General features: G+C 38.7%; 24 protein-coding genes and 5 pseudogenes. 15 read left to right on the top strand and 14 right to left on the bottom strand.

Translation table 11 applies throughout. The features are described 5' to 3' along the window. Positions 1-32: 32 nt before the first annotated feature. The gene (gene tnpB / locus VSAL_RS17025) at positions 33-380 is read right to left on the bottom strand and encodes an IS66 family insertion sequence element accessory protein TnpB (RefSeq protein ID WP_012548924.1); all 348 of its coding nucleotides are present in this window, start codon (positions 378-380) and stop codon (positions 33-35) included. Further along, the gene (tnpA, locus tag VSAL_RS17020; protein ID WP_012548925.1) at positions 377-691 is read right to left on the bottom strand and encodes an IS66 family insertion sequence element accessory protein TnpA; all 315 of its coding nucleotides are present in this window, start codon (positions 689-691) and stop codon (positions 377-379) included. The genes tnpB and tnpA overlap by 4 nt, the downstream gene beginning before the upstream one ends. Before the next feature lie 83 nt (positions 692-774). On the opposite strand from tnpA, the gene VSAL_RS17015 reads away from it, so the two are divergent. From VSAL_RS17015 to VSAL_RS17005, 3 genes are all read left to right on the top strand, one after another. Beyond that, entirely contained in the window at positions 775-1,107 is a 333-nt protein-coding gene (locus tag VSAL_RS17015) for a hypothetical protein (protein ID WP_012551575.1), read from the top strand. A gap of 20 nt (positions 1,108-1,127) precedes the next feature. Continuing rightward, positions 1,128-1,418: a hypothetical protein gene (locus tag VSAL_RS17010; RefSeq protein ID WP_012551574.1), complete on the top strand. Its 291-nt coding sequence runs from the start codon at positions 1,128-1,130 to the stop codon at positions 1,416-1,418. A gap of 112 nt (positions 1,419-1,530) precedes the next feature. Continuing rightward, positions 1,531-3,162, top strand: coding sequence for a methyl-accepting chemotaxis protein (locus VSAL_RS17005; RefSeq protein WP_012551573.1), 1,632 nt, complete (start codon positions 1,531-1,533; stop codon positions 3,160-3,162). Positions 3,163-3,221: 59 nt separating this feature from the next. Here the strand turns inward: VSAL_RS17005 and VSAL_RS17000 are convergent, their stop codons facing one another. Both VSAL_RS17000 and VSAL_RS23960 read right to left on the bottom strand, forming a co-directional pair. Further along, positions 3,222-3,689, bottom strand: coding sequence for a hypothetical protein (locus tag VSAL_RS17000; RefSeq protein WP_012551572.1), 468 nt, complete (start codon positions 3,687-3,689; stop codon positions 3,222-3,224). Continuing rightward, positions 3,689-3,836: pseudogene (locus tag VSAL_RS23960) on the bottom strand (ABC transporter ATP-binding protein); the annotation flags it as partial. The gene VSAL_RS17000 and the pseudogene VSAL_RS23960, both read right to left, overlap by 1 nt. 172 nt (positions 3,837-4,008) lie before the next feature. Here VSAL_RS23960 and VSAL_RS16995 point away from each other — a divergent pair. Next, a complete protein-coding gene (locus tag VSAL_RS16995; protein WP_012551571.1) occupies positions 4,009-5,133 on the top strand; it encodes a DUF3103 domain-containing protein in 1,125 nt (374 codons plus the stop codon). A gap of 60 nt (positions 5,134-5,193) precedes the next feature. Here the strand turns inward: VSAL_RS16995 and VSAL_RS16990 are convergent, their stop codons facing one another. The 4 genes from VSAL_RS16990 to VSAL_RS16975 are packed head-to-tail and all read right to left on the bottom strand — an operon-like array spanning position 5,194 to position 7,470. Further along, positions 5,194-5,592, bottom strand: coding sequence for a CBS domain-containing protein (locus tag VSAL_RS16990; RefSeq protein ID WP_012551570.1), 399 nt, complete (start codon positions 5,590-5,592; stop codon positions 5,194-5,196). After that, positions 5,589-5,939 carry a P-II family nitrogen regulator gene (locus tag VSAL_RS16985; RefSeq protein WP_012551569.1) on the bottom strand — a complete coding sequence of 117 codons (351 nt, stop codon included), beginning with the start codon at positions 5,937-5,939 and terminating at the stop codon, positions 5,589-5,591. The genes VSAL_RS16990 and VSAL_RS16985 overlap by 4 nt, the downstream gene beginning before the upstream one ends. A 14-nt stretch (positions 5,940-5,953) precedes the next feature. After that, complete coding sequence (locus tag VSAL_RS16980; RefSeq protein ID WP_012551568.1) at positions 5,954-6,739, bottom strand: DUF1538 domain-containing protein; 786 nt, start codon at positions 6,737-6,739, stop codon at positions 5,954-5,956. Continuing rightward, complete coding sequence (locus tag VSAL_RS16975) at positions 6,736-7,470, bottom strand: DUF1538 domain-containing protein (RefSeq protein ID WP_012551567.1); 735 nt, start codon at positions 7,468-7,470, stop codon at positions 6,736-6,738. The genes VSAL_RS16980 and VSAL_RS16975 overlap by 4 nt, the downstream gene beginning before the upstream one ends. Before the next feature lie 657 nt (positions 7,471-8,127). Between VSAL_RS16975 and cyoA the strand changes: the two genes are divergently transcribed. The 6 genes and pseudogenes from cyoA to VSAL_RS16945 all read left to right on the top strand — a co-directional run. After that, the gene (cyoA, locus tag VSAL_RS16970) at positions 8,128-9,051 is read left to right on the top strand and encodes a ubiquinol oxidase subunit II (protein ID WP_012551566.1); all 924 of its coding nucleotides are present in this window, start codon (positions 8,128-8,130) and stop codon (positions 9,049-9,051) included. 9 nt (positions 9,052-9,060) lie between these two features. Next, positions 9,061-11,104 (top strand): annotated as a pseudogene (gene cyoB, locus VSAL_RS16965) (cytochrome o ubiquinol oxidase subunit I). Then, a complete protein-coding gene (gene cyoC, locus VSAL_RS16960) occupies positions 11,094-11,702 on the top strand; it encodes a cytochrome o ubiquinol oxidase subunit III (RefSeq protein WP_012551565.1) in 609 nt (202 codons plus the stop codon). The pseudogene cyoB and the gene cyoC overlap by 11 nt, the downstream one beginning before the upstream one ends. Then, on the top strand, positions 11,702-12,031 hold the full coding sequence (gene cyoD, locus VSAL_RS16955; protein WP_012551564.1) for a cytochrome o ubiquinol oxidase subunit IV: 330 nt from the start codon (positions 11,702-11,704) through the stop codon (positions 12,029-12,031). The genes cyoC and cyoD overlap by 1 nt, the downstream gene beginning before the upstream one ends. Before the next feature lie 8 nt (positions 12,032-12,039). Continuing rightward, positions 12,040-12,912 (top strand): heme o synthase, encoded by an 873-nt coding sequence (gene cyoE, locus VSAL_RS16950; RefSeq protein WP_012551563.1) that lies wholly within the window; start codon positions 12,040-12,042, stop codon positions 12,910-12,912. A 158-nt stretch (positions 12,913-13,070) separates the two neighbouring features. Beyond that, positions 13,071-13,364 (top strand): annotated as a pseudogene (locus VSAL_RS16945) (ABC transporter ATP-binding protein); the annotation flags it as partial. Positions 13,365-13,389: 25 nt separating this feature from the next. Here the strand turns inward: VSAL_RS16945 and VSAL_RS16940 are convergent. Beyond that, entirely contained in the window at positions 13,390-14,271 is an 882-nt protein-coding gene (locus VSAL_RS16940; RefSeq protein ID WP_012548944.1) for an IS982-like element ISVsa6 family transposase, read from the bottom strand. Between the two features lie 94 nt (positions 14,272-14,365). On the opposite strand from VSAL_RS16940, the pseudogene VSAL_RS16935 reads away from it, so the two are divergent. Continuing rightward, positions 14,366-15,871: pseudogene (locus VSAL_RS16935) on the top strand (ABC transporter transmembrane domain-containing protein); the annotation flags it as partial. A 56-nt stretch (positions 15,872-15,927) separates the two neighbouring features. On the opposite strand, the gene VSAL_RS16930 reads toward VSAL_RS16935, so the two are convergent. Continuing rightward, positions 15,928-16,812, bottom strand: coding sequence for a LysR family transcriptional regulator (locus VSAL_RS16930; RefSeq protein ID WP_231850958.1), 885 nt, complete (start codon positions 16,810-16,812; stop codon positions 15,928-15,930). Positions 16,813-16,989: 177 nt separating this feature from the next. Here VSAL_RS16930 and VSAL_RS16925 point away from each other — a divergent pair, with 177 nt between their 5' ends. The 4 genes and pseudogenes from VSAL_RS16925 to tssD all read left to right on the top strand — a co-directional run. Continuing rightward, positions 16,990-17,973, top strand: a complete 984-nt coding sequence (locus VSAL_RS16925) for a zinc-binding alcohol dehydrogenase family protein (RefSeq protein WP_012551561.1) — start codon at positions 16,990-16,992, stop codon at positions 17,971-17,973. Between the two features lie 66 nt (positions 17,974-18,039). Then, positions 18,040-18,654, top strand: a complete 615-nt coding sequence (locus VSAL_RS16920; protein WP_012551560.1) for a nitroreductase family protein — start codon at positions 18,040-18,042, stop codon at positions 18,652-18,654. 63 nt (positions 18,655-18,717) lie between these two features. Further along, entirely contained in the window at positions 18,718-19,344 is a 627-nt protein-coding gene (locus tag VSAL_RS16915) for an alpha-ketoglutarate-dependent dioxygenase AlkB family protein (protein WP_012551559.1), read from the top strand. Between the two features lie 233 nt (positions 19,345-19,577). Further along, positions 19,578-19,790: pseudogene (gene tssD, locus VSAL_RS16910) on the top strand (type VI secretion system tube protein TssD); the annotation flags it as partial. On the opposite strand, the gene VSAL_RS16905 reads toward tssD, so the two are convergent. The 4 genes from VSAL_RS16905 to VSAL_RS16890 form a co-directional block, all read right to left on the bottom strand. Continuing rightward, the gene (locus VSAL_RS16905) at positions 19,786-20,004 is read right to left on the bottom strand and encodes a hypothetical protein (protein WP_044583531.1); all 219 of its coding nucleotides are present in this window, start codon (positions 20,002-20,004) and stop codon (positions 19,786-19,788) included. The pseudogene tssD and the gene VSAL_RS16905 sit on opposite strands and share 5 nt — an antisense overlap. A gap of 179 nt (positions 20,005-20,183) precedes the next feature. Then, positions 20,184-22,172 carry a Fe(3+)-hydroxamate ABC transporter permease FhuB gene (gene fhuB, locus VSAL_RS16900; RefSeq protein ID WP_012551558.1) on the bottom strand — a complete coding sequence of 663 codons (1,989 nt, stop codon included), beginning with the start codon at positions 22,170-22,172 and terminating at the stop codon, positions 20,184-20,186. Next, entirely contained in the window at positions 22,172-23,062 is an 891-nt protein-coding gene (locus VSAL_RS16895; protein ID WP_012551557.1) for an ABC transporter substrate-binding protein, read from the bottom strand. The genes fhuB and VSAL_RS16895 overlap by 1 nt, the downstream gene beginning before the upstream one ends. A gap of 37 nt (positions 23,063-23,099) precedes the next feature. After that, complete coding sequence (locus VSAL_RS16890; protein WP_012551556.1) at positions 23,100-23,867, bottom strand: ABC transporter ATP-binding protein; 768 nt, start codon at positions 23,865-23,867, stop codon at positions 23,100-23,102. Between the last annotated feature and the right edge of the window lie 175 nt (positions 23,868-24,042).

The raw sequence follows: 24,042 nt of genomic DNA, 5'->3' as shown, positions 1-24,042 counted from the left end.
TTGCCTCCTATTCTTGACTGAGAATCAACTATTTAAAGGGTTGTTTGATAATGTACCGGTTGATGTCCTAAGATATCAAAACCTTGTAATAGCAGTGTCAGTTGCTGCTCTGATAATGCTAACGTATCGTTATTTATATTTCGTGGCCATTTGAAGCGGTCTTCATCTAATCGCTTGTACCATAAAGCGAATCCTGTTTTATCCCAATACAATATTTTGAGTTTATCACGAGGCTTATTGCAAAATATAAATAGAGCATCACTAAACGGTGATAGTTGCATTTCTTGCTCAACAATCACGACAAGGCCATTAATGGCCTTGCGAAAATCGACAAAATCACGATGAAGATAAATGGTGGAAACATCAGTAAATACATTCATGATTGATACCCTTTTAATAAGAGTCCTATCCAGTGAGGTTCAGTATTAGCTGGCAATGTTAATCGCAATTTTCCGATAGAAAGTTGAATATCTGGTAATTGTGGAGTGGCGATGATAGTTGATGTTAACGCTTCTACTTTCAAGAAAGTAGAAGCGTTAATCTTTTGTTTCCATCGTGCTTTACGTGCACTAAATGTCTTTGGCAGAATATTATGGTTACGACAAAATTCAGCGGCACTAAGCTTGCTAGATTGCTGAGATTCAAATAGAGCGTGCCATTGCTCTGGTGTTCTCTTTTTATCTTTTTGCATAATTACGTTCTCGTTAAATGAAAGATCGTAAGATACGCATAATGAATTTTATTTGTTAGGTGTAGTTCCCCGCACGCTTACAAATGATCATTAATTATTCTGGGATTATTAGACTTAAATCTGAAGATATGATGTTTATTTCTGGAGAGAAAAAACACCAATGTTCTCTTTCCGAATTTATGGTTGAATCATTTTATTTTTCTAAAAAAGATCACTTTGTAAATATTAAATTACATCGTCATATAGAATTAAAACCGATATGTTTTAGTGGTGAAGAAATCGAAACTGTCATTATTTGTGTGAATGTAAAGTATTGCCTGTATAATAGAAGGGTATTGGTTCTGGAGTTTGATCGCGATTGCAAAAAAGAAATAGAGGTTAGTCTTTATAATTTTAATTTTTCTATGGATTTTTAGTTAGTTAAGGAATATAGATAATGAGTAATAAACACATATTAGTCGCTAATTCTGAAACCTCATTTTTGGATTTATGTACTAATAATCTAGTCAATGGCTGTGATGTTTATTGCACATTTGAAGTTTGTGATGAAGATATGGGGTGGATGAAACACAACCTTAAAAGAAGTCATGGTCATGATCTTTTGTTAAGGAAAATACCCCAGAGGAAAGCGAAAAGTAATGGTTTAATAAAAAAATCAAAGCAATATTATATGGCTATTTTTTTAATGGTTTTATTCTGTTTTTTCATTCGATTATTAACCGATTAAGTTCGATTTTCTTTATGTTTTCATTAAATAAAAAAGTGATGTGTAGTCTTAATTATTTGTTAAGAGAACGTGATGACGCATCAAATTATAAAATATATGTTATAAGGTTAAAATGAATAAGCTAGCAAATTTACCAACTAAACTACTCATGATTATTGCTTTCTTTGTGACATTCATTTCATTTATGTCTATTTATGTTTCTGTAGATAATTCAAATGAAGAGATTGAAAAGAACAGCGACGCAGTAGAAAAAACATACACGATTATGGGACTGGTTCAGCATTCTTTAGAGCAAGTGATTAACATAGAAACCGGTTTCAGGGGGTATATGTTAACTAATGAAAAGTCATCACTAATGCCTTATGAGATGGGAGTAAGTTCGATTAATTCAGATCTTGAGACGTTGTCCACCTTTTTTTCTAATAATCCTACGACAGATCAAACGAATAGATTAAATACACTTATAAAAACTTATTCAAATTGGAAAGAAAACGTTATAGATCAAGGGATAGAAATTCGGAATACTAAAAGTTTAAGTGAAGCTCTAGAGTTTATAGATAAAGCAGATGGAGAAAAATATGTTAATGAAATTAGAATCGTATTTGATAAGATTTCTGCTGAAGAAAAAAAATTCCTTGCTCAAAGAACGGAGTTGTTGGATGAATCATTAAGTGGATTAATTTCAATTACATTAATCTTAACGTTTATAGGTTGTTTTTGTTCTGCCGTTTTATTCTTTATTATAAATAATATTATTAATAATAACGTTAATGAAATGTCGTCGGCTATTGCTTTATTGGCGGATGGTGTTTTAAAACCGTTGCCTATTGTTCCATCTAAAAATGAATTTTTTAAAATTAAACAAGAGTTCAATAAATCGATTGGAAGGCTATCAAATCTTATTAATGAACTCACTATTTCAGCGGATAATACGAGTTCTTCTTCTGAAGAGTTGACTGCTGTTATGCAAAATACCGCTAAAAATACTCAAAGTGAATTAGCTCAAGTAGAAGAAATATCGACGGCTATTAGTGAATTATCAAGTACTTCAAAAGAGGTATCATCGAATGCGGTTCAAGCTGAAGATGAAACAAGAAAAGCAATTGATAATGTAACTGAAGGAAATAAAGCGTTAGAGCAATCTATTTTATTAACTCAAAACATTAATGAATCGGTTCAAGAAACGGCTTATATGATCGAAGAGCTAAAAAATAGCGCGATTGATATTGGAGAAGTAACAAATGTGATTAGTTCTATTTCTGAGCAAACTAATTTATTAGCTTTGAATGCAGCGATTGAAGCAGCTCGTGCTGGGGAACAAGGTCGTGGTTTTGCTGTGGTAGCCGATGAAGTGCGGAACTTAGCGGCTAAAACTCAAGAGTCGACTAAAAATATTCAAGGCATTATTTCTACACTGCAAGCGCAATCAGAAAAAGCAAATGACAATATGGTAGCAAATGTTAATTCTATTCAAGAGTCAGTGGCATTATCTCATAATGTGAAAGCTTCTTTTGATGATATTGCTCAATCGGTTCAAGCTATCTCAGATATAAATACCTTAGTCGCTACGGCTTCACAAGAGCAATACAATGTGACGGAAGATATCGCTAAAAATACCACGAGAACATTCGATTTAGTCAATGAGAATGTAGCGGCGGTGAATCAGACACAACAAGCTGCGAAAGAATTAGCGCTATTGGCTGTAAAACAAAGCGAAGAGTTGTCTTTCTTTAAGGTGAGTTAAATAAAAAGAAAAGCAGCAGGGGTTAATCTGCTGCTTTTTTATTGTCTTTGTATAAGGTATTAATGAGGGAATATTAAATTTGGTGCGCGACTTTCATTCCAAGAAAGACTTGCCATTAATTTAACGTGCATTTCAATTAATGAGTGGGCTTTTTCATGCCATGTTGATTGATCTTGTTGCTGATTACAAAACTCCAGACTGAGTACCGTGAGGTGCTGCAATCGTTTTAAGCACCAATCTTTAATATCAATATCCGTTGCGGGGTTAAAGGTGGTCACTTCTAACTTAGCGCTGGCGTATTGTAATGTGTGATATGCTTTCTTTGCATTATGATACTTGGTGTGCTCAAACACTCTTAAACACCCATCTAACCAACAGGCTATTGCCTTACTTTGATCATCGGTTAATTCTGGGCCCCAAACAGAATGAGGAGCTGAGTAAAGCAATGCTTCAAGCGTTTCTATTTGGTCGTATTGCTTTGCTTCATACCAAGTAGAAATCGAGATTAACCAAGTATCTAATGTCATTATGCTGCCTTATCCCAATGTTTAACAAAATGGTTGTCGCCAACCTTGTTTGCATCCTTCTATTACAATACTGCTGCGTTTTCGAATTTCTTCCGCTTCTATAGAATAGTTTGGTTCATTTTTGACTAAATTGCCAAAAGGTAAATCTCACTTTCTGGTTAAATCCCCCTGACATTTAACTGTTTCAATAGTGAGATCTCTTATTAAGTATCTATTTTAGAGTATTGACTTTAATTTTTTCGTGGTTTTGTTACAGTGTGTTTAAGGACAAATGTAAACGGATGTAAATACATACAATAATTATAAAAAGGAATGCTGTATGAACAAATTAACAGCGCTACTCGTACTTTGTTTGATGACTCCTGTTTCAGCGAATGCGCAAGATGAAGTGTCTAAACGTGACTTAGCTCAGGAACTGAGTCGTGCTTTTCCTCAATTAGAGAAGAGTTTAAAAGGTACGATTAATCAGTACCAATTAAGTGCCTCTTTATCTGATTTACCTATTCAACCCAAGCCTCAAGCTCGAACTTTTATGGCAGCAATGAGTGCGGCTAATGATACTGAGATCGAATCTCGCGGGTTACAGCAATATACTGACGAATTGTTGGAATTGCGTCTTGCTGACCCAAGCATGCTTGCTCGTTGGCAGGCGGGGCAAAGTCCATTATTCGCTTTTGAACCTGAAGGGGCAGAAAGTGAATGGCAATACATTGAAGCATTTGATGTTGATGGCAACGTCCATTATCTAGATATTTATGATATTCCAGAACGTCCTGTTTTAGTGGTTGATACCAATAATCGTGAAGAACTAAAAGCAGGCTTGGCGTTAATGCGTGATGAGTTAAAAGCATTACAAGAACAGCCGAAAGCACAAAAAATCGTTCGTTACTCTATGATGCAAAGTACGCAAGAGCCAACGGAAATCAATACGACTATATTGAAAAAAATTCAGTTAAAAGATGATCATGAACCATGGATCTCTGGTAAAGCAGAAGTGTATGCGATTGTTTCTGGTGTCAGTCCTGATCGTGATGAACCAACGATTGATCTGATTGAAATGCCGTATCTTGATTACGCCGAGCAATCTTACCCTGCAAATCAAATCATGATTTTTTGGCAGCGCTATCGTTGGGGTGCCGCGGATATTATCTTGATGGAACAAGATGATAAAACAGATTACAAAGAATTAGCGCAAACTATCTTAAAAGCGGCAAGTGATTTTTTAGCGACTATACCTGATAAAGAAGCGCAGGCTTATTTAATTATTCCTCAAATGACAAGTGCAATTATTGCCTTGCTTCCTGATGATTTATTCATTAATGACGATGATTTTGTTGATGTATTTTATACCATAATGAAAGATACGGAATACACCGATCATTCTGGTGCCGGTAATAATGCGGTTGCCGACTTTGCACCACTGATCATTCAAAAAACAGAGTAATGGGTTCGGTGGCTTAGAGATTTTCATCGTCTTTAAGTCACCGAAGTGCGTCTATTTTGGTTAGGGATTCACCTCTGCCATACCATTTAATACAATGTTGTTATAACTGACCATGCCAACTATCTCACCGTGCTTTATCACCGGAGCACGACTAATTCCGAACCGTTCAAAAAGACGAGCGCAATATTTTACGTTCATATCCGGAGAGACGGATAAAGCAGGTTTTGTCATGATTTCATAAATGTTGGTGCGATCGGTAGGGCGGTTCTGAGCAAGCACTTTTTTGGCGATGTCATTCATCAGAACAATCCCATATTCATCTTCTTCATCGCGTTTTTTTACAATGAGTGCTTTTACTTGCTTTTGTTTTGCCAGTTGAATACCTTCAGCTACCGTCATTAACCCATCAACCATGACATAAGTATTTGACATGACGTTTTCTACTTTTATTTTATTCATAGTTTTTCCCCAACAGCCTTGGTGAGTGTTTCTACTTGATGAGCGACCCCAACGGCGTCTTCAATATCGATTTGAATCGCGATGCCTTGGCCTGATTCGGTATCAAATTCTCCGACTTGATTTATCGTTTCTAAGATAGATCGTGCTAAGTGCTCTTCAACGACAAACAATAAAACATCCTTTTGTACTTCTAATGTAAGCCCAAAGAAGGTGGTTTTTTTATTCAACCCTTCACCACGAGCATGATTAATAACGGTTGCACCGGTTGCTCCAGCATTGCGGGCGGCGTCAAGAACTGCCTCTGTTTTACTTTCTTCTACAAAAGCGAGTAACAATTTAAAGCGCATAGGCTTTCTCCTGATTAATCGATTAATTCGGTATTTTTTGATCGGTTTCTATAGGCACTGATCTGTGCATAAGCCATTACTGAAATTATGGGGAACAAACTGGCAAAGGCGATTAACCCAAAGCCATCAATCATCGGGTTTCTTCCGGGAACGGTAGAGGCCAGCCCAAGCCCAAGCGCGGTAACTAAAGGTACGGTTACTGTAGAGGTTGTTACACCGCCAGAATCGTACGCCAGTGGAATTATCATTTTAGGGGCATAAAAGGTTTGAATAACAACAATCACATAACCGACCATGATGTAATAATGAATTGGATCACCCACAACAATACGATAACTGCCCAGCGATATACCAAAAGCGACACCCAGAGCAACCGCAATTCTTAATCCATTAACGCTAATGCTGCCACCTGATACTGCGTTGGCTTTTATGGCAACGGCAATGAGGGATGGCTCAGCAATGGTAGTACTAAATCCAATTGTCGCCGCAAAAATATAGACCCAGTAATAATCGACCCAATTAAACGTTTGGATTAATAGATCTTTACCTTCATAGATAAAGTCGGGGGCAGTTAATTGCGTTGCCATTGATTCGCCGAGTGGAAATAGCGCGAGTTCTAATCCCATTAAAAATAGGGATAACCCTAAAATCACATAGAAGAATCCCAGAATGACTTTAGGTAAATTGGCAATTGGCTTTTTTAACACGGCAAATTGAAAGTCAAAAATAATCACCACAATCGGTAATACGTCACGGATGGTAGATAGGAAGGTATCGATAAACAGAGTGAGATTATTCATGCTAATACCATCCCGTATATCATGACAAAAATCATAGGGAGCAATGAAGCAAAAGCAATGAGCCCAAACCCATCTAACATCGGGCTGCGGCCTTTAATGGTTGAGGCTAATCCGACACCAAGCGCGGTAACTAAGGGGACAGTAATTGTGGATGTTGTGACGCCGCCAGAATCATAAGCAATGCCGATGATGTTTTCAGGGGCAAACCAAGTAAGGGCAACCACCGTGATGTAACCCCCAATGATCATGATATGAATTGGCCAGCCTTTTAAAATCCGTAACACCCCAATGACTATGGCAAAGCCAACAGAGAGAGCAACGGTTAATCGCAACCCATTGGCATAATGGTCCATTTCATCTTCTGTGTGCGGGATCATACCTCCTTCTGCGGCGACTTCAGCCGCCTCTGCTGCAACAGCGGTGAGGGCGGGTTCGGCAATGGTGGTTCCAAACCCCAAACAAAAAGAGAACAGTAATAACCAAGCCACGCTGCCTTTTCTAGCAAAAGCGTGTGCCATCGACTCGCCAATGGGAAATAACCCCATTTCTAGACCGAAGATAAAAAAGGTTAAACCCAATACAACAAGCAGCAAACCAAAGAGAATAGAACCAAGGTTTGGTAGGGGCTCTTGTAATACCACGAGTTGGAAGAAAGCGATGACCAGAATAATTGGGAGAAGATCACGAAAGCTTCCAAGAATGGCAGTTAACATGGCTTTAATGGCGTTCACTGACTCTCCCTTTAAATTCGCATCTGTATATTCTTTATACTGTACGAATTAACGTAAAAGTGTGAGCAACCCCCGATTTTAGTTTATATCTATAGCGAAATATTAAACAGAGCGTCACCTTTTTGATGGGTACGACAAAACTGAATAAAGTCATCGATGAAGACTTTACTTAATCGAGTTAAGTGCTTCCTTGAGAGTTGTCAGGAGATACTTGAAAAATATCACTAATATATCAATTTAACGCCCGTGTTTGTTTTTAATTATATCAAGTTTTCACCTTAATATTAGTCTGTATTAAATGCATATATTACAGATTTTGACGAATATTAATCTTCTTTAACTATAAAAAAACGCTTTTTAAAAGCGTTATCACCAACAAATATAGACAGGTATACCATTAATCAAACTTGTTTTTAGTTGTAACATAATGTTACATTTAATTTCGAGCTGTTACACTTTTGTGTGCGTGTTCGTAATAACTATTATTTATGTTGAACTTTTTTGATGCAAATTTATAAACGGTTATGGTTACTTTAGATAGAGGGAATGAACCGTCGAAAATAGCGTTTAAACTTGATATTTATAGCTAAAAATTAGATTTTCATTGAAGCGAGTAACATATAGATATGTCTTCAACTTTTAATATTGAGATTGAGAATGGAAGTCTTAAAATATAAAAATATTCTGTCACGAGGAGGATTGCTAGGCTCAATTCTGTTTATATCAGGATGTAACTCTGCATTACTTGATCCTAAAGGGATTGTTGGTATTCAAGAAAAAGAACTCATTATCACTGCACTGTTATTAATGTTGATTGTCGTTATTCCGGTGATTTTGATGACGGTTTATTTTTCTTATAAATACCGCTCATCGAATACAGAAGCAAAGTACGAACCAGAATGGGCACACTCTACTAAAGTTGAAGTGATTGTTTGGGCTGTACCGATCATTATCATTGTTATTTTAGGCATTATTACATGGCGCACTACGCATGAATTAGAGCAATCTAAGCCATTAGTTAGCGATGTAAAACCAATGACAATAGAAGTGATATCACTGGATTGGAAATGGTTATTTATCTATCCAGAACAAGGCATTGCAACATTGAATTATGTCGTTTTTCCAAAAGACGTTCCGGTTCAGTTTAAAGTCACATCAGATAATATTATGAATTCATTCTTTATTCCTCGTTTGGGCAGTCAAATCTATGCGATGCCCGGAATGATGACGAAAGTTCATTTAATTGCTAATGAAGCGAATGATTATAAAGGGATCTCTGCTAGTTATAGCGGTGCTGGTTTCTCCGGTATGAAATTTACTGCGCATGTTACAGAAACTCGTAAGGAATTTGGGGAATGGGCTAAGAGCTTGAAACACAAAGACGGTGCGTTAGTGATGAGCGATTTTGATGCGTATCGTGAACTGGCAAAGCCAAGTGAAAACGTGCCCGTGACTTATTATTCTAGTGTTCCAGACCATTTGTTTTCTGATGTGGTGAAACAATATAGGGGTTCTTTAAATTCAAGCGAGAAAAGCATGGGTAAAGAACATCATATGGACATGGCAAATAGCAAAGAATAGGAAATTAGTATGTTAGGAAGACTTTCTCTCGGCAGCGTGCCATACCATGAACCAATTATCGTGGTGACTTTAGCGGTAATCGCCATTGTGGGACTTAGCGTTGTTTCAGCCATTACTTATTATGGTAAATGGCAATATTTATGGTCGGAGTGGTTCACCTCGGTTGACCATAAGAAAATTGGTTTCATGTATATTGCAGTGGCCTTAATTATGCTCATTCGTGGTTTCTCGGATGCCATTATGATGCGGAGCCAGCAATTATTATCTTCTGCTGGTGAAGCGGGGGTATTTGCCCCCTGAACATTATGATCAGATCTTTAGTGCCCATGGCGTGATTATGATTTTTTTCGTAGCGATGCCTATGATCATTGGTTTAATGAATATAGTGGTACCGCTGCAGATAGGTGCACGTGATGTTGCATTTCCATATTTAAATAACTTAAGTTTTTGGTTATTTGTGGTAGGAGTGATCTTAACCAATCTATCTTTAGGTGTGGGTGAATTTGCACGTACTGGTTGGCTGGCGTATCCACCTCTTTCTGGTATTAAAGCAAGCCCAGGAACCGGAGTTGATTACTGGATTTGGGCTCTTCAGATATCTGGTATAGGTACAACGCTTTCTGGAGTGAACTTTTTTACCACGATTATGCGTATGCGTGCGCCTTCTATGCCTATGATGAAAATGCCAGTATTTACTTGGGCGTCATTGTGTGCCAACGTCTTGATTATTATCTCTTTTCCAATATTAACTGTGACCATTGCGTTACTTACATTGGATCGTTACATCGGTACCCATTTCTTTACCAATGACATGGGCGGTAACATGATGATGTACATTAATTTAATTTGGGCATGGGGACACCCAGAAGTTTATATTCTTATTTTGCCAATATTCGGTGTGTATTCTGAGGTTGTGGCTACGTTCTCCCGTAAGAAGTTGTTTGGTTACACTTCACTGGTGTGGGCGACGGTGGTTATTACCATTCTTGCATTTGTTGTGTGGTTGCATCACTTCTTTACCATGGGCTCTGGTGCGAATGTGAACGCCTTCTTTGGTATTGCCACTATGATAATCTCGATACCGACAGGGGTTAAGATTTTTAACTGGTTATTTACCATGTATCGTGGGCGTGTGGAGTTTACTTCACCAATGTTATGGACGATTGGTTTTTTCATTACCTTTACTGTTGGTGGAATGACCGGGGTATTAATGGCCGTTCCTGGTGCTGACTATGTATTACATAACAGTGTGTTTCTGATTGCTCACTTCCATAATGTGATTATCGGTGGTGTCGTCTTTGGTTGTTTCGCTGGTGTTAGTTATTGGTTCCCGAAAGCGACAGGCTTTAAGTTAAATGAAACATGGGGTAAACGTGCATTTTGGTGCTGGATCATCGGTTTCTTATTGGCGTTTTTACCTCTTTATGCGCTGGGCTTTATGGGAATGACTCGTCGTTTGAGCCAACACATCGACCCTGAATATTTCCCACTGCTTGCTGTGGCTGCATTTGGTACTTTTGTTATCTTCTGTGGTGTTGCGTGTCAGGTAACTCAATACATTGTTAGTATTCGAGACCGTGAACAAAATCTAGATTTAACCGGTGACCCTTGGGATGCTCGAACTCTAGAATGGTCAACGTCGTCTCCACCGCCGTTTTATAATTTTGCGAAAATCCCGAAAGGTGATGAAATTGATGCATTTTGGTATCAAAAACAACGCGGTGAAGCGGGTGTTGAATTTACATTACGTACTGAAGAAGAATATTCTCCAATCCATATGCCAAAAAATACGGCGACGGGTATTTACATCTCGGGTCTGTCTCTGATTTTTGGTTTCGCAATGATTTGGTATATCTGGTGGTTAGCGGCTATTGGTTTTGTCGGAATTATTGTTACCGCGATTGTTCATAGTTTTAATGAAGATCGTGATTATTACGTATCAGTTGAAGAAATTAAGGCAATTGAAGAAGCCAATAAAGCCAAATTAAGAAAAGCAAAACAACAAAATACACATGCCGATGATGAAGATATGGAGGTAGATTATGTACGCTAATCCAACGGCTGAGCATAAACATGATGATCATGATCATCACGATGCGAATGAAATGAAGCAATATGGTTTTTGGATTTACTTAATGAGCGACTGCATTTTGTTTGGCTCTTTATTTGCCACTTATGCAGTGCTTGTTAACGCCACTGCCGGTGGGCCAAGCGGAAAAGACATTTTTGAACTGCCATTCGTGTTTGTTGAAACCATGTTATTACTGCTTAGTAGTATTACGTTTGGTTTCGGTATTATTGCAATGAAACGCGAAGATCTAGCAGGCTTAAAACGTTGGTTATTAATTACAGCGCTGCTTGGTTTAGGTTTTATTTCAATGGAAGTGTATGAGTTTAATCACTTGATTGGAGAAGGGTTTGGACCACAGCGTAGTGCGTTTTTATCGGCCTTCTTTACCTTAGTGGGGACTCACGGTTTACATGTTACTTTCGGTTTGATTTGGTTAAGTGTGTGTTACTTCCAACTAAATACCAAAGGTTTGAATGACTTGATGAAAGGGCGCTTTTATTGCCTAAGTTTATTCTGGCATTTCTTAGATATTGTATGGATTTGTGTGTTTACGATTGTGTATTTGTTGGGGGTTATCTAATGGCTAATCAATTTGTATCGGGCAGTGATCAGCAAGATTTAGGGGCAAAAGGTTATATTACTGGTTTTATTGCTTCTCTTATCTTAACTATGATCCCATTTTACTTTGCCTACACTGGGGTTTTATCTCGTGAGGTGACTATTGTTGTTTTGATTCTCTCAGCAATAGCACAGTTAGTGGTACATTTATTTTATTTCCTTCATATGGATAGCACAGAAAAAGGGCGCTTTAATATGCTGTCTTTTGTGTTTACTGCCGTTATTGTGTTTATTGTGATTGCAGGTTCTATTTGGATCATGTGGAACCTTAATAACAATATGATGATGTAGGGCCGGATATGTTTAAAGAATACGTATCACTGACCAAGCCCGGCATTATCATGGGTAACTTAATTTCGGTATTAGCCGGTTATTTTCTAGCGGCTAAATCTGAATCAATTACTTTGTCATTGCTTGTTTATACTATGTTAGGCGTTGCTTTAGTTATTGCGTCAGGTTGTGTGGTGAATAATATTTTTGATCGAGATATCGATGCTAAAATGTCGCGCACTCGTAATCGAGCTATAGTGACAGGTTCAATCAATATAGAGTTCGCTTTTTTATTTGCGATTATAATGCTACTGATTGGAACGGGCTTATTGTATAAAATGGCCAATCCTTTGTCGGCGGTCATGGTATTGTTAGGTTATGTATTCTACGTATTCTTTTACACGATGTGGTACAAACGTACCTCGGTATACGGCACACTTGTTGGCAGTGTATCGGGGGCGATCCCACCGTTAGTTGGTTACTTAGCGGTGACTAACTACCTCAGTTTAGAAGCCGTGTTGCTGTTTGGTTTATTCTGTTTATGGCAAATGCCGCATTCTTATGCCATTGCGATGTTTAGAATGAAAGATTACCAACAAGCCAATATTCCGGTACTGCCATTGGTAAAAGGCATTCAAAAAGCACGTCAACATATTATGATTTATGTGCTGGTTTTTTCTGTTGTTGCACTTGGCTTATATGCTTTTGGACATACTGGGTATGAGTATTTAGCCGTTGTTGCGATCTCTTGTTATGGTTGGTTTAAAGTGACGTACAGAAATATGGATGAGTCTAACTATGTTCAATGGTCTAAATCGGTATTTAAGACCTCATTATTGGCGATTACCGCTTTTAGTACTGTGTTGGGTATTGAGTTACTTCCTTTCAGTATTACATTTTAATCAATGGGTTAACTATTCATTCATTCATTCATTCATTCATTGAGATCCTAATCGCTGAATGATAGTCCTAAAATTGTCCCTTTTCTTACTAATAATTGAGCTAAAGATTCAATTTCAATACTCACTTCAATTGAAGTGGGTAAACGCAAGGTGTGTTTATGAAAACTCAATTTACGCCAAATGGTACCGCTCAATCTTATTCCAAAGGTAAAAATCTAGGTATTTTATTCGAGCTAATGACGTTTATTCATCCTTATAAAGGGAAAGTCGCTGCAGCACTGGTCGCGTTAATATGTACCGCTTCACTGACTTTATCTGTAGGCCATGGTGTACGAATCCTGATTGACGAAGGATTTTCTCAACAATCGATACAAGAGTTAAAAAGTGCGATCCAATTTATTCTTGCGATAACAGTGCTGATTTCAATTGGCACTTTTTTTCGATTCTATTTAACCTGAATTCTGGATAAAACATGCTTTAAGCGAGGATTAGTTCAAATTCACATTCTGATAGCTTAATTCGTGGCTTTTGTTTTTTTAAACAATAAGCCACAACGCCTGAAATTACATTTAGCATGAAACCAGTCACGCTACGATGACGGCTATGTTCAATTTGAGAGATATTCTTCAATTGGTCATTTATCGTTTCGATAATGTATCTCTTTGATAACATAGCCTTATCAAAAGCACTTATCTCTTTTGCTTTCATGTTTTTTCGCGAGGTAGTCACTAAATCGACATCAGAGTTCTTTAAGCTCTCACTCAACTTTTTACCTATGTACCCTTTATCAGCGTACAATTTCCCCGAGAGTTCTTTGCATAAATCAGGTACAGGAGTCCTATCATTTACATTGCCAGCTGTGATTTTCAGCGAAATAATTTCTCCAAGATGGTTAATCAATAAATGAAGTTTGAAGCCGAAAAACCATCCCATGGTACCTTTTCCTCTTTTCGCAACACCATCAAAGACTTTATGGCGAGGAATTCGAATGTTATGGCATACTTTAAGACTCGTGGAGTCAACAAAAGCAATGCCAGTCGGCTTACCTTTGATAGATTGAAAATAGGCACACATTGGGGCGATTAGGCTAGGCATTTTGCTCACAAATCGAGTGTAGCTAAGTAAATTTGGAAAGTATCCTTTCCAATATTGATGAACTAACCCGATATAGAAGTTCTTGAAATCTCTATGATTTGATTGATGAAAAGCGATGACAATAGTCATACATTCACTAGTAGACATTACTGACTGACGTTTTCTTTTTCTCTCACTAGCCTCAACAAGGTATTTTTCCCATTGAGATAAGAATTGATAACAAAAATCATCGACATCACAAAATATATCAACTAATTTATTCATCTTGCCCACCTTTTAAAATACGTTCAAATAATTCTTGGTCGAAAGATCTGATCGTTAGGTGGGCAATTAGTTCAGCCTTATCCAGAATTCAGGTTATTTAGTGTCTTCAGTGGGAGAGCGAGTCAGTGCTGATATTAGACTTGCGGTATTTGATCATGTGATTACCTTGCATCCCAGTTATTTTGAAATCAATGGCAGTGGCGACATTATGTCACGCATCACTACTGATACGACTTTGCTACAGAGTATCATTGGGTCTTCATTTTCGATGGCGATGCGCAGTGCATTAATGTGTGTTGGTGCAATGATTATGTTATTTACGACCAACATAAAACTAACATTGATTGTATTAGTCGCTGTACCATTCATTCTTATACCAATACTTGTCTATGGACGTCGTGTGAGAGCTTTATCACGCAAAAGCCAAGATTCAATGGCCGATGTTGGAAGTTATGCGGGGGAGGCGATAGAGCACATTAAAACGGTTCAAAGTTACAGTTACGAAGCGCAAGAAAGAAAATCGTTCTCTTATGAAGTAGAAAAAGCATTCGAAATTGGACGTCAACGTGTAAAACAGCGTGCTATCTTGATCTCAGGTGTCATTGTGATTGTTTTTAGTGCGATAACTGGCATGCTTTGGGTCGGTGGTAGCGATGTGATTAACGGTTCTATGTCGGCTGGTGATTTAGGTGCTTTTGTTTTTTATGCCATCATAGTTGCTTCTTCATTAGCGAATATCTCAGAGGTTTTAGGTGAATTGCAACGAGCAGCAGGCGCAACAGAAAGGCTGATTGAAATACTCCAAGTAGAAAGCCATATTGTGGCTCCTAGTCAAAATATGATGTCCCCTCAATCACTTTCTTCTGACGTTGTATTTGAGAATGTTATTTTTAATTATCCTTCAAGGCCCGATCAAGCTGCAGTTGATCATTTAGTATTGAAAGCACAAGAAGGCAAAGTTCTTGCGATTGTTGGTCCTTCTGGTGCAGGTAAAACGACGCTGTTTGAATTATTACAACGCTTTTATGATCCACAATCAGGTCGGGTAACACTCGGTGGTGTCGACATTCGTCAATTTGACCCACAAGAACTTCGTAAACAAATGGCACTTGTACCACAACAGCCTGCACTGTTTAGTCATAATGTTTTCCACAATATTCGTTATGGTAATCCACACGCTACAGATGAACAAATTATTGAGGCAGCTAAAAAGGCACATGCGCATGAGTTCATCATGAATTTACCTGAAGGGTACAGCAGTTTTCTGGGAGAGCGAGGGGTAAGACTTTCTGGTGGTCAACGACAACGTATTGCTATCGCAAGAGCCATTCTAAAAGATCCTAGTATATTATTACTTGATGAAGCGACCAGCGCATTAGATAGTGAGAGTGAACAGCATGTGCAACAAGCTTTAGAGGCGTTAATGCAGGGTAGAACTACGTTAATTATTGCCCACCGCCTTTCGACTATTCAACATGCCGATCAAATAGCAGTATTAGATAAAGGACAATTGGTGGATATTGGGGATCATCAATCGTTATTAAACAGTTGCGATTTGTACCAACGCTTGGTGAAGTTGCAATTTAAGAATGCGCATTAGTTAACTTGAGTTCTGGATAGTTTGGTTTTGTTGCAATAACGGATTTTAGTTTATATCTACAGTGAAATATTAAACAGAGAGTCACCTTTTTGATGGGTACGACAAAACTGAATAAAGTCATCGATGAACACTTTACTTAAGCGAGATAAGTGCTTCCTTGAAGGGTAGATGATGTGTAAATCCACTTCAGGTAAAGGATATTCGGCAAGCACTTCAACAAATTCGCCAGATCTCAGCAGTGGATTCGCAAGCATTGGGGGTAATTCTCCTAGCATTTCACCAGTGCGAATAGCTGAGAGGGAATGTACATAATCGCTGGATGAAAATTTAGGGGTAATTTCAATGCAATGCTCACCTAGCTGCCAAGTTATAGGACCGTGTCCAAATCGCCATGCGGCAATCGGTAAGTTAGCAAGTGCCGTAGGATCTTTTGGGATACCGTATTTATTGATGAATTTTTGTGAGCAAACCATCACGTGACGGTACTTACCTAAATGCCTCGCAATGGCCGATTGATAATTCACTTTTCCCACGCGAATAACAATATCTACGTCATCATCAATAAAATCCGTTTTACGAACCGTACTGAAAATATCCAATTGAATTAATGGGTAGGTATTATTGAATTGGTGGAACATGTCATCAAAAACATAAAGAGCTGGTGGGATAGAGATACGCAATTGACCTTTTAGATCTTCTTGCTCTTCATTGATGGCTTGTTCGGCATCAAATATTTCATTTAGCCCTGAAGAGGCGCGTTGATAAAGCAATTGGCCAACGTGGGTAACAGATAATTTTCGAGTTGTTCGTATCAGTAATTGTTGATCTAACTGGTTTTCTAATTCACTGACTCGTCTACTAACTGTAGCTACTGGAATATTCATGATTTTAGAAGCCGCAGAGAAAGAACCGTGTTGAACTACATTTACAAATATATTCAAAGAGTTGAGATCCATTCGATAGTATCCATGTCATTTATCGTGGCAATTAAACTAACATTACCACGATAATTGGAAAAGTCATTCCTAAAACGCCCTCTAATTTTTTCTATTCAGTCTAGTTATAGTCTCTACATCGAAACGAGACAGACAAATTATTAATTGAATAGGAATAAAAAAATGAAAGCAATTATCGTAACGCAAGCCGGTGGCCCTGAAGTCCTAGACATTCGTAACGTGACTGAGCCAACTACCGCGCTTGGTGAAGTGAAAATCCGCGTAAAGGCATTTGGCTTAAACAAAGCAGAAACGTATTACCGCAATGGCGCGTTTGGTCAAATTAACGCAGAACAAGCACCTGGTATTGAAGCCGCAGGAGAGGTGATTGAAGACCCTTCGAATACCTTTAAACCCGGTGATAAAGTGGTGACGGCAATGGGCGGAATGATGTTTTCTCGACATGGCAGCTATGCTGAAATTATTACTGTAAATAAAGGCAATGTGCAGCGTATTGCGAGTGATATTGGTTTTGTTCAATTGGCGTCATTACCACAATTATATTTAACTATTTGGGGAGCGTTGGATAAAACATTGAATGTGCAATCGGGTGAAACGTTATTAATTCGAGGTGCGACATCAGGGTTAGGTTTGGCGGGATTAGTGTATGCCAAAGCGCGTGGGCTAACAGTTATCGCCACTACTCGTCAAGCGAGTCATGTAAAGCGTTTGACAGAGCTCGGTGCTGATCACGTTGTGATTGATGAGGGTGATATTGCTGAAACAGTGAGAACGCTGTATCCACAAGGCATAGATAAAGCATTAGACGTGGTAGGTGCATCAACGGTGAAAGATACGATGAAAGCACTGCGACCTTGGGGTGAAGTGACGGTCGTTGGTTTATTGGGTGGTTCACCAGTCATTGAAAATTTTGGATTGATGAGTGACTTACCAAGCTCGATTAAGTTGAGCTTCTTCCAAAGTGGAATGCTAGGAACAGAAGCATTACCCCTTGATGAATCGCCATTAAATTGGATTGCAGATCAAGTATACACAGGTCAAATGCCCGACATTACGTCTGCTGTGTTTGAAGCAAAAGACATCCAAGAGGCGCACGCTCTAATGGATAGCAATAAAACGGTCGGTAAAATTGTGGTGAAACACTAATTAATTATCACTCGTTCACGTCTTATTAGGGCGTGAACAGTATCGAAAGTAAAGAAGGAACCGAAATTGAATACAATACTAGATGTGATAAATAATCGACGTTCAATCAATAATTATGATCCGAGTAAATCGCTGACTAAAGAACAGATTATTACGTTGATGACGTTAACAACAAAAGCACCTTCGGCTTTTAACTTACAGAATTGGGAGTTTGTTGCTGTTCAAAGTAAAGACGCAAAAGTGAAGCTAAAGGCGCTTGCTTATGGGCAACAAAAAATAGAAGAATCGTCGGTGACTTTTATTGTTTGCGGTACTTTACATCCACAAGAATTATTGGCTCATTCGTTAGCGCCTTCTCTGGAGAAAGGGATTATTTCATCCGGGATTGTTGATGGTTGGGTTAATGCAGCTTCAAATATGTATACCAATAATTCTATCTTTCAGCGAGATGAAGCGATACGTTCGGCGTCGTTAGCGGGAATGACATTGATGCTTGCGGCTGAAGGCATGGGGTTATCATCTTGTCCAATGATTGGTTTTGATCCCGAAGGGGTAAAAAAGGCGTTTGGATTATCAGATAATTCAGTACCAACGATGTTGATAACCGTCGGTTATGCGATTGAAGATAACTGGACACAAAAATTAAGACGTCCATTGGACGAAGTTCTTACTATTTTATAGCTATTGATGATTATAATAAAAAGAGCAAATTGAATCGGTTTGCTTTTTTTATTGGAGATACTTATGTTGTTGCCATTTGATTTTGAAAATACGCCCCTAACTCTGTTGAATAATGATGGGAATATTACCTATTGGGACAATTTTTTAAGTGAAGATGAAGCAACGAATCTGTTTAATGAATTACAAATCAACAGTGACTGGAAAGAAGAAACGATTACGTTGTTTGGCAAAGAGTATAAGCAACCGCGATTAACGTGCTGGTATGGAGAGTACGGTGTAGTTGCAAATGGAGGCTATCAAGTGTTAACAAAAGCGGTCCCTTTTACATCTCAACTAATGGTGTTAAAAAATAAAATTGAGAAAGAGACTGGATATAAATTCAATTGCGTATTAGCTAATTTATATCGAAATGAAAACGATGGGGTTGGTTATCATGCGGATGATGAAGCGATTTTAGGTAAAAACCCCGCGATTGCTTCGTACAGTTTAGGGGAAACCCGACGATTTTTAGTTAAGCATAATCAACATAAATATAAAAACATTAGTATCGATTTAAAAAATAACTCGTTAGTGCTAATGGACGGTTGTTTACAAGATCACTGGAAACACGCGATCCCTAAAACAAAGCGTGCCATGAGCGCGCGTATTAATCTAACGTTTCGATTTTTAGGTAAAAATGATAGCAACTAAATTAGTGTGAATTGCCTCTTAAATACAATTATAGGTATGAAATTCTATTTTAAATGGCATGAAATTTAGTTTGATTGTTTTTCAAAATGGTTTGATTGCTTTTCAAGAATGTAAAGGGGAGACTAATATAGTAAATTATTTATCTGTTTGATTTTTAACATAAATAAAAGTGGCACACCTTTCGCTATAAGCATTGTGAATCATTTACTTATTTATTTTAAAAGGAAGATAGTATGCCAACCCCAGCTTATATGCGCATCGAAGGCGAAAAACAAGGACTGATCACTGCCGGTACATTTACTGAAGATTCAGTAGGTAATATTTACCAAGAAGGGCATGAAGATGAAGTGCTAGTTCAAGGTTTTGAACATCAAGTGTTATTGCCTCGAGATCCACAATCTGGCCAACCAACGGGTCAACGTGTGCATAAGCCTGTACGTATTACGTAAGCGTGCGGGGAACTACACCTTGTCTTTTACCTTGGAATGTAAAAGACAAGGTGTAGTTCCCCGCACGCTTACGGATAAGATAATAAGCATCATATTGATCCTCTACAATTTGAATTGCCGAGCATTCTCTTGCTAAAGAATTCAGGAAACATGCCGCAGGCACATCATTACCACTGTTTATTATACTGTCCAATTCACCATTAGTTTTCATAACATTTCCATTGTATTTAAATAACAAATACGAATGCAATGATTCTCAATTAAGAGATCAACTACTTTTTACTAAATTTATAAAATAAAAACTTCTTTTATAGAACTAAATGTCCTAGCATTTAACAATGTACCTAAAGAAAATAAATATGTTATTTATCAATAATTAAGTAAAATTCGTTATTTCCTCATAAGATACAAGAAATACGCCCCACCAATTAACGATGCCAATAACCCCGCCGGGAACTGCCATGGAAACCACACCGTTCTTCCCACCCAATCAGCAAAAATCAGTAAACTGCCACCGATTAAACTGGCAGTTAACAATTGGTGAGACGCTCGATATTGATGAAGTGAACGTGCCATATGAGGTGCCAATAAACCAATAAAACTGAGGGGACCAATAATGATCGTACATAAGGTCGTCAATGCCGCAACAAGGAGCAATAAATACAACCTAACTCGTCGACAAGACAAACCGACGCTGCGTGATGTTGTCTCTCCTAGGCCAATAATATCTAACCATCGATGGCTGCACAGTGCTAACAGACCGAATATGACAACCCCCGCCCCCAGTAGAGACACATCCCCCATACTCACTAAATACGTCGACCCTGAAAGCCATGTTAATAGCGCCATTATATTATCTTGCCCGGATGACATTGCGATACGTAAAAAGGCATCTAAACCAGCGCTAAGCGCAATGCCAGTTAATAGCATTTGTGTAGGGGCAAAATTTTGTTTTCGTCCCATCAACCAGATAATAGCCGTCACTGATGCGGCTCCAAGCGTACCCAGTAACATTTGCTCGTGCCTTTCTACGGCAATACCAAATACCGCCCCTAACACTAAAGCTAATGCCGCCCCAGAACTGATGCCTAAAATTTCAGGGCTTGCCATTGGGTTGGTCGAAACACGTTGAATCACCGTGCCCGCAATCGCCAGACCTATCCCGGCAAGAAAAGACACCAACACTCGTGGAAGTCGAAGTTCTAAAACCGAAGGATTCAACGACAATAGCCACCCACATTGTCCTTTTCCCAGAAATAAAGCGACAAAAAACAACACGACAATAAAAAGGCAGAGTGGCATCAACACAGAGTGTAGCGTTCGATGTTGATAATTAATTTGAGTACTTTCTCTGGCTTTCATATCAGATTGAAATGCATTTTTGTTTAATAACCAAAGAAGAAACGGAGCCCCAAGCAAGGCGGTCATTGCACCTGTCGGTAATAGCTCCCCACCAACGCCAGAAAAAGGTTGAATGATCAAATCAGAAAACAACAACATAACACTTCCGACAGCCCCACTACTCAAGATTTGAGCCGTTAACTTACGAGCACCAAACATACGAGCAATCGCCGGTGCGACAATACCAACAAAGCCAATCAATCCGACTTCACTGACCACCGCTGCGGTAATAAATATCGCCAACGTCAGTGAAATAACCTTTATATGCTTAACATTCACTCCAATTGAAGACGCCACGCTATCTCCCAATTGAAGCGTCGATAATGGCTTAGAAAGTACTAATATCGCAATAATAGGGACAGTAATAAGGGGGATCAGTGCCGTTACACTCGACCAATCATTTTGATTTAGCGTCCCTGCTCCCCAAACAAAAACACTGGCTAACTGTTGCTCATTTAACAGTAATAACATGGTATTTAAAGAACCAAAAAATAGGCTTATTACCATTCCCGCCAGAACCATATGAACCGGAGAAAAGCCGCGTCTGGCTGACAATAAAAAAACAATACAAGTCGCAATTCCTCCCCCTAAAAACGCAGGAATAAACCCATTAATGGCACTGTTAACTGGAAGAAATAAGATACCCAATACCATGCCGAGTTCAGCCCCCGCCGCAACACCCAGAGTGGTGGGTGAAGCAATAGGATTACGCAAGACAAACTGCATAACACAACCAGCCACGGCTAAAGAAAAACCGCATAACACAGCAATAACAAGACGTGGAAGATAAGTAAGATGGGTAATTAAATGTTGGTAATTAGCAGAATCATAATGCGCGATCGTTTGCCACAACAGATTCAAACCTTGTGAATAAGGCGCAGTCCATTGCAACAACCCTAAAACAACCACCACCACAAAAATAAAAAGGCTACTACGTAATACTATCCCTTGTGGTTTTTCAATCTCATTAACGACCATTATTGAGTTAACTGCTGAGTAATATGATCACTGAAACGTTGAGCTGAAATCAAGCCACCAAACGTCCAAATAGCAGGCAACTCATAAACCGAATCGGTACGAGTAAATGCCATCGCTTGCCATAATGCAGAGTGCGTTAATTGCTTTCTTTCCGTCTCTTTTAGAGGTCCAAAAATCAACACATTGGATTGTTGATACTGCGCTAACTTTTCGACACCTGCGGTGGTAAATCCCCACATATTAGTCGGTTCATGCCATGCGTTAACTAACCCCATCGCATCAATCGTATCTTGGGTCAGCGATCCCTCACTGTGAATTCGAACCGTTTTATCATTAACAAAACGAAGAAACAAAAACGGCTTACTGTTAGATTGAAGACGATGAACGTTATCTCCATTAGCAAGCAATCGTTGTTCTGTTGCTGCTATCACTTTAGCCGACTGCTTTTCTTTATTAAATAAGACGCCCAGTTGAGCCGTAATGTCTTTTGCTGAAGACAACGGGGCCTTCTTATCATTGTAAATGGTGTACACCAATGTAGGCGCAATGGTATTTAATTTCTCATACATCGCAGACATATGTTGGTTGATCAAAATCACATCAGGGTTTAATTCCGTCATTAATTCTAAATTAGGCTCTCTTCTTGATCCTACATCCATAACAGATCGATTGAGCTCTGGTTCCATCACCCACGTTTGGTAGCCTTCTACATCGGCAGCACCTAACGGGACAATCCCTAAGCTAAGTACGGTTTCCGTTAATGCCCAATCTAACACCACCACTTTTTTAGGCGTTTCCGTAAATTGAGTCGTACCCAGTTCATGCTTGATTTCCATCGCTTGAACGGAAGAAATAAAAAATAGAATGATAAAGCCAATGAGTTTGTTCATGTTGCTTTCCTTGCGGTTCTTTTTATATTGTTGGAACTTAAGGGATATAACTGATCGGTTGACCTGTTTCAGGGTGTGAAAATAACGCCAACTCCATGCCATAGATCCGCTGCAATGTTTCACTGGTCATTAACGCATCAGGAGAACCTTGCGCGATGACTTTACCCGAATGTAATGCAATTAAATGATCGCTAAATTTGGCCGCCATATTGACATCATGTAAAACCATGATCACAGTTAAGCCTAATGTCGTATTCAATTCTCGGATCAACGCTAACAGCTCATATTGATGGGAAACATCCAACGCAGAGGTGGGTTCATCCAATAAAATACAATGACTCTGTTGAGCCAATAACATCGCAACCCACGCTCTTTGGCGCTCTCCACCAGACAATGTGGCCACAAAACGATCGTTGAATGAAGTAAGGCTCACTTTCTCGATGGCCTCATCAACCAACTGGTAATCAGCTTTAGTGTATCGACCAAATGCGCCTTTCCATGGATAACGGCCAAAGCACACAAGCTCACGCACTGTTACACCATCGGTGATTGGAGGGTGCTGAGGAAGATAAGCGACATTGAGTGCAAACTCTTGAGGAGAGAAATAACTCACGGCTTTTTCATCAAATAACACCGTTCCTGTCGTCGGGTTATGGTGACGACTAAGTAGCTTAATCAAAGTAGATTTACCACAGCCATTATGACCCAGTAAGGTGGTCACTTTGCCTTTAGGAAAAAGCAAATTTGTGGGGTAAAGGATAATTTTTCCGTCAATTTCAAACGACGCATCGACAAGTTGATACATTGAGATGAGCTAGGTAATCGGTCCATGAATGATGGAAAGAACTTTAACACAAAGAAATAGTAATGATAATTGTTTTTATTCGCATAAAATGCACGTAGGATGTGAACCACTCGTAAATTAAAGCCGGAAATTAGAATTCCTCTTTTTAACAAAAGAAAACAAACCACTCTCCAAC

Origin of the sequence: Aliivibrio salmonicida LFI1238 (assembly GCF_000196495.1) — a bacterium.
Classification (GTDB): domain Bacteria; phylum Pseudomonadota; class Gammaproteobacteria; order Enterobacterales; family Vibrionaceae; genus Aliivibrio; species Aliivibrio salmonicida.
The sequence above is the reverse complement of the archived record's forward strand: the minus strand, read 5'-3'. Positions and strand labels throughout refer to the sequence as shown.

Excerpts from the sequence above, each read along its gene's own strand:
- tnpB (WP_012548924.1), bottom strand. The coding sequence starts at position 380 with ATGAATGTATTTACTGATGTTTCCACCATTTATCTTCATCGTGATTTT.
- tnpA (WP_012548925.1), bottom strand. The coding sequence starts at position 691 with ATGCAAAAAGATAAAAAGAGAACACCAGAGCAATGGCACGCTCTATTT.
- VSAL_RS17015 (WP_012551575.1), top strand. The coding sequence starts at position 775 with ATGATCATTAATTATTCTGGGATTATTAGACTTAAATCTGAAGATATG.
- VSAL_RS17010 (WP_012551574.1), top strand. The coding sequence starts at position 1,128 with ATGAGTAATAAACACATATTAGTCGCTAATTCTGAAACCTCATTTTTG.
- VSAL_RS17005 (WP_012551573.1), top strand. The coding sequence starts at position 1,531 with ATGAATAAGCTAGCAAATTTACCAACTAAACTACTCATGATTATTGCT.
- VSAL_RS17000 (WP_012551572.1), bottom strand. The coding sequence starts at position 3,689 with ATGACATTAGATACTTGGTTAATCTCGATTTCTACTTGGTATGAAGCA.
- VSAL_RS16995 (WP_012551571.1), top strand. The coding sequence starts at position 4,009 with ATGAACAAATTAACAGCGCTACTCGTACTTTGTTTGATGACTCCTGTT.
- VSAL_RS16990 (WP_012551570.1), bottom strand. The coding sequence starts at position 5,592 with ATGAATAAAATAAAAGTAGAAAACGTCATGTCAAATACTTATGTCATG.
- VSAL_RS16985 (WP_012551569.1), bottom strand. The coding sequence starts at position 5,939 with ATGCGCTTTAAATTGTTACTCGCTTTTGTAGAAGAAAGTAAAACAGAG.
- VSAL_RS16980 (WP_012551568.1), bottom strand. The coding sequence starts at position 6,739 with ATGAATAATCTCACTCTGTTTATCGATACCTTCCTATCTACCATCCGT.
- cyoA (WP_012551566.1), top strand. The coding sequence starts at position 8,128 with ATGGAAGTCTTAAAATATAAAAATATTCTGTCACGAGGAGGATTGCTA.
- cyoC (WP_012551565.1), top strand. The coding sequence starts at position 11,094 with ATGTACGCTAATCCAACGGCTGAGCATAAACATGATGATCATGATCAT.
- cyoD (WP_012551564.1), top strand. The coding sequence starts at position 11,702 with ATGGCTAATCAATTTGTATCGGGCAGTGATCAGCAAGATTTAGGGGCA.
- cyoE (WP_012551563.1), top strand. The coding sequence starts at position 12,040 with ATGTTTAAAGAATACGTATCACTGACCAAGCCCGGCATTATCATGGGT.
- VSAL_RS16940 (WP_012548944.1), bottom strand. The coding sequence starts at position 14,271 with ATGAATAAATTAGTTGATATATTTTGTGATGTCGATGATTTTTGTTAT.
- VSAL_RS16925 (WP_012551561.1), top strand. The coding sequence starts at position 16,990 with ATGAAAGCAATTATCGTAACGCAAGCCGGTGGCCCTGAAGTCCTAGAC.
- VSAL_RS16915 (WP_012551559.1), top strand. The coding sequence starts at position 18,718 with ATGTTGTTGCCATTTGATTTTGAAAATACGCCCCTAACTCTGTTGAAT.
- VSAL_RS16905 (WP_044583531.1), bottom strand. The coding sequence starts at position 20,004 with ATGAAAACTAATGGTGAATTGGACAGTATAATAAACAGTGGTAATGAT.
- fhuB (WP_012551558.1), bottom strand. The coding sequence starts at position 22,172 with ATGGTCGTTAATGAGATTGAAAAACCACAAGGGATAGTATTACGTAGT.
- VSAL_RS16895 (WP_012551557.1), bottom strand. The coding sequence starts at position 23,062 with ATGAACAAACTCATTGGCTTTATCATTCTATTTTTTATTTCTTCCGTT.
- VSAL_RS16890 (WP_012551556.1), bottom strand. The coding sequence starts at position 23,867 with ATGTATCAACTTGTCGATGCGTCGTTTGAAATTGACGGAAAAATTATC.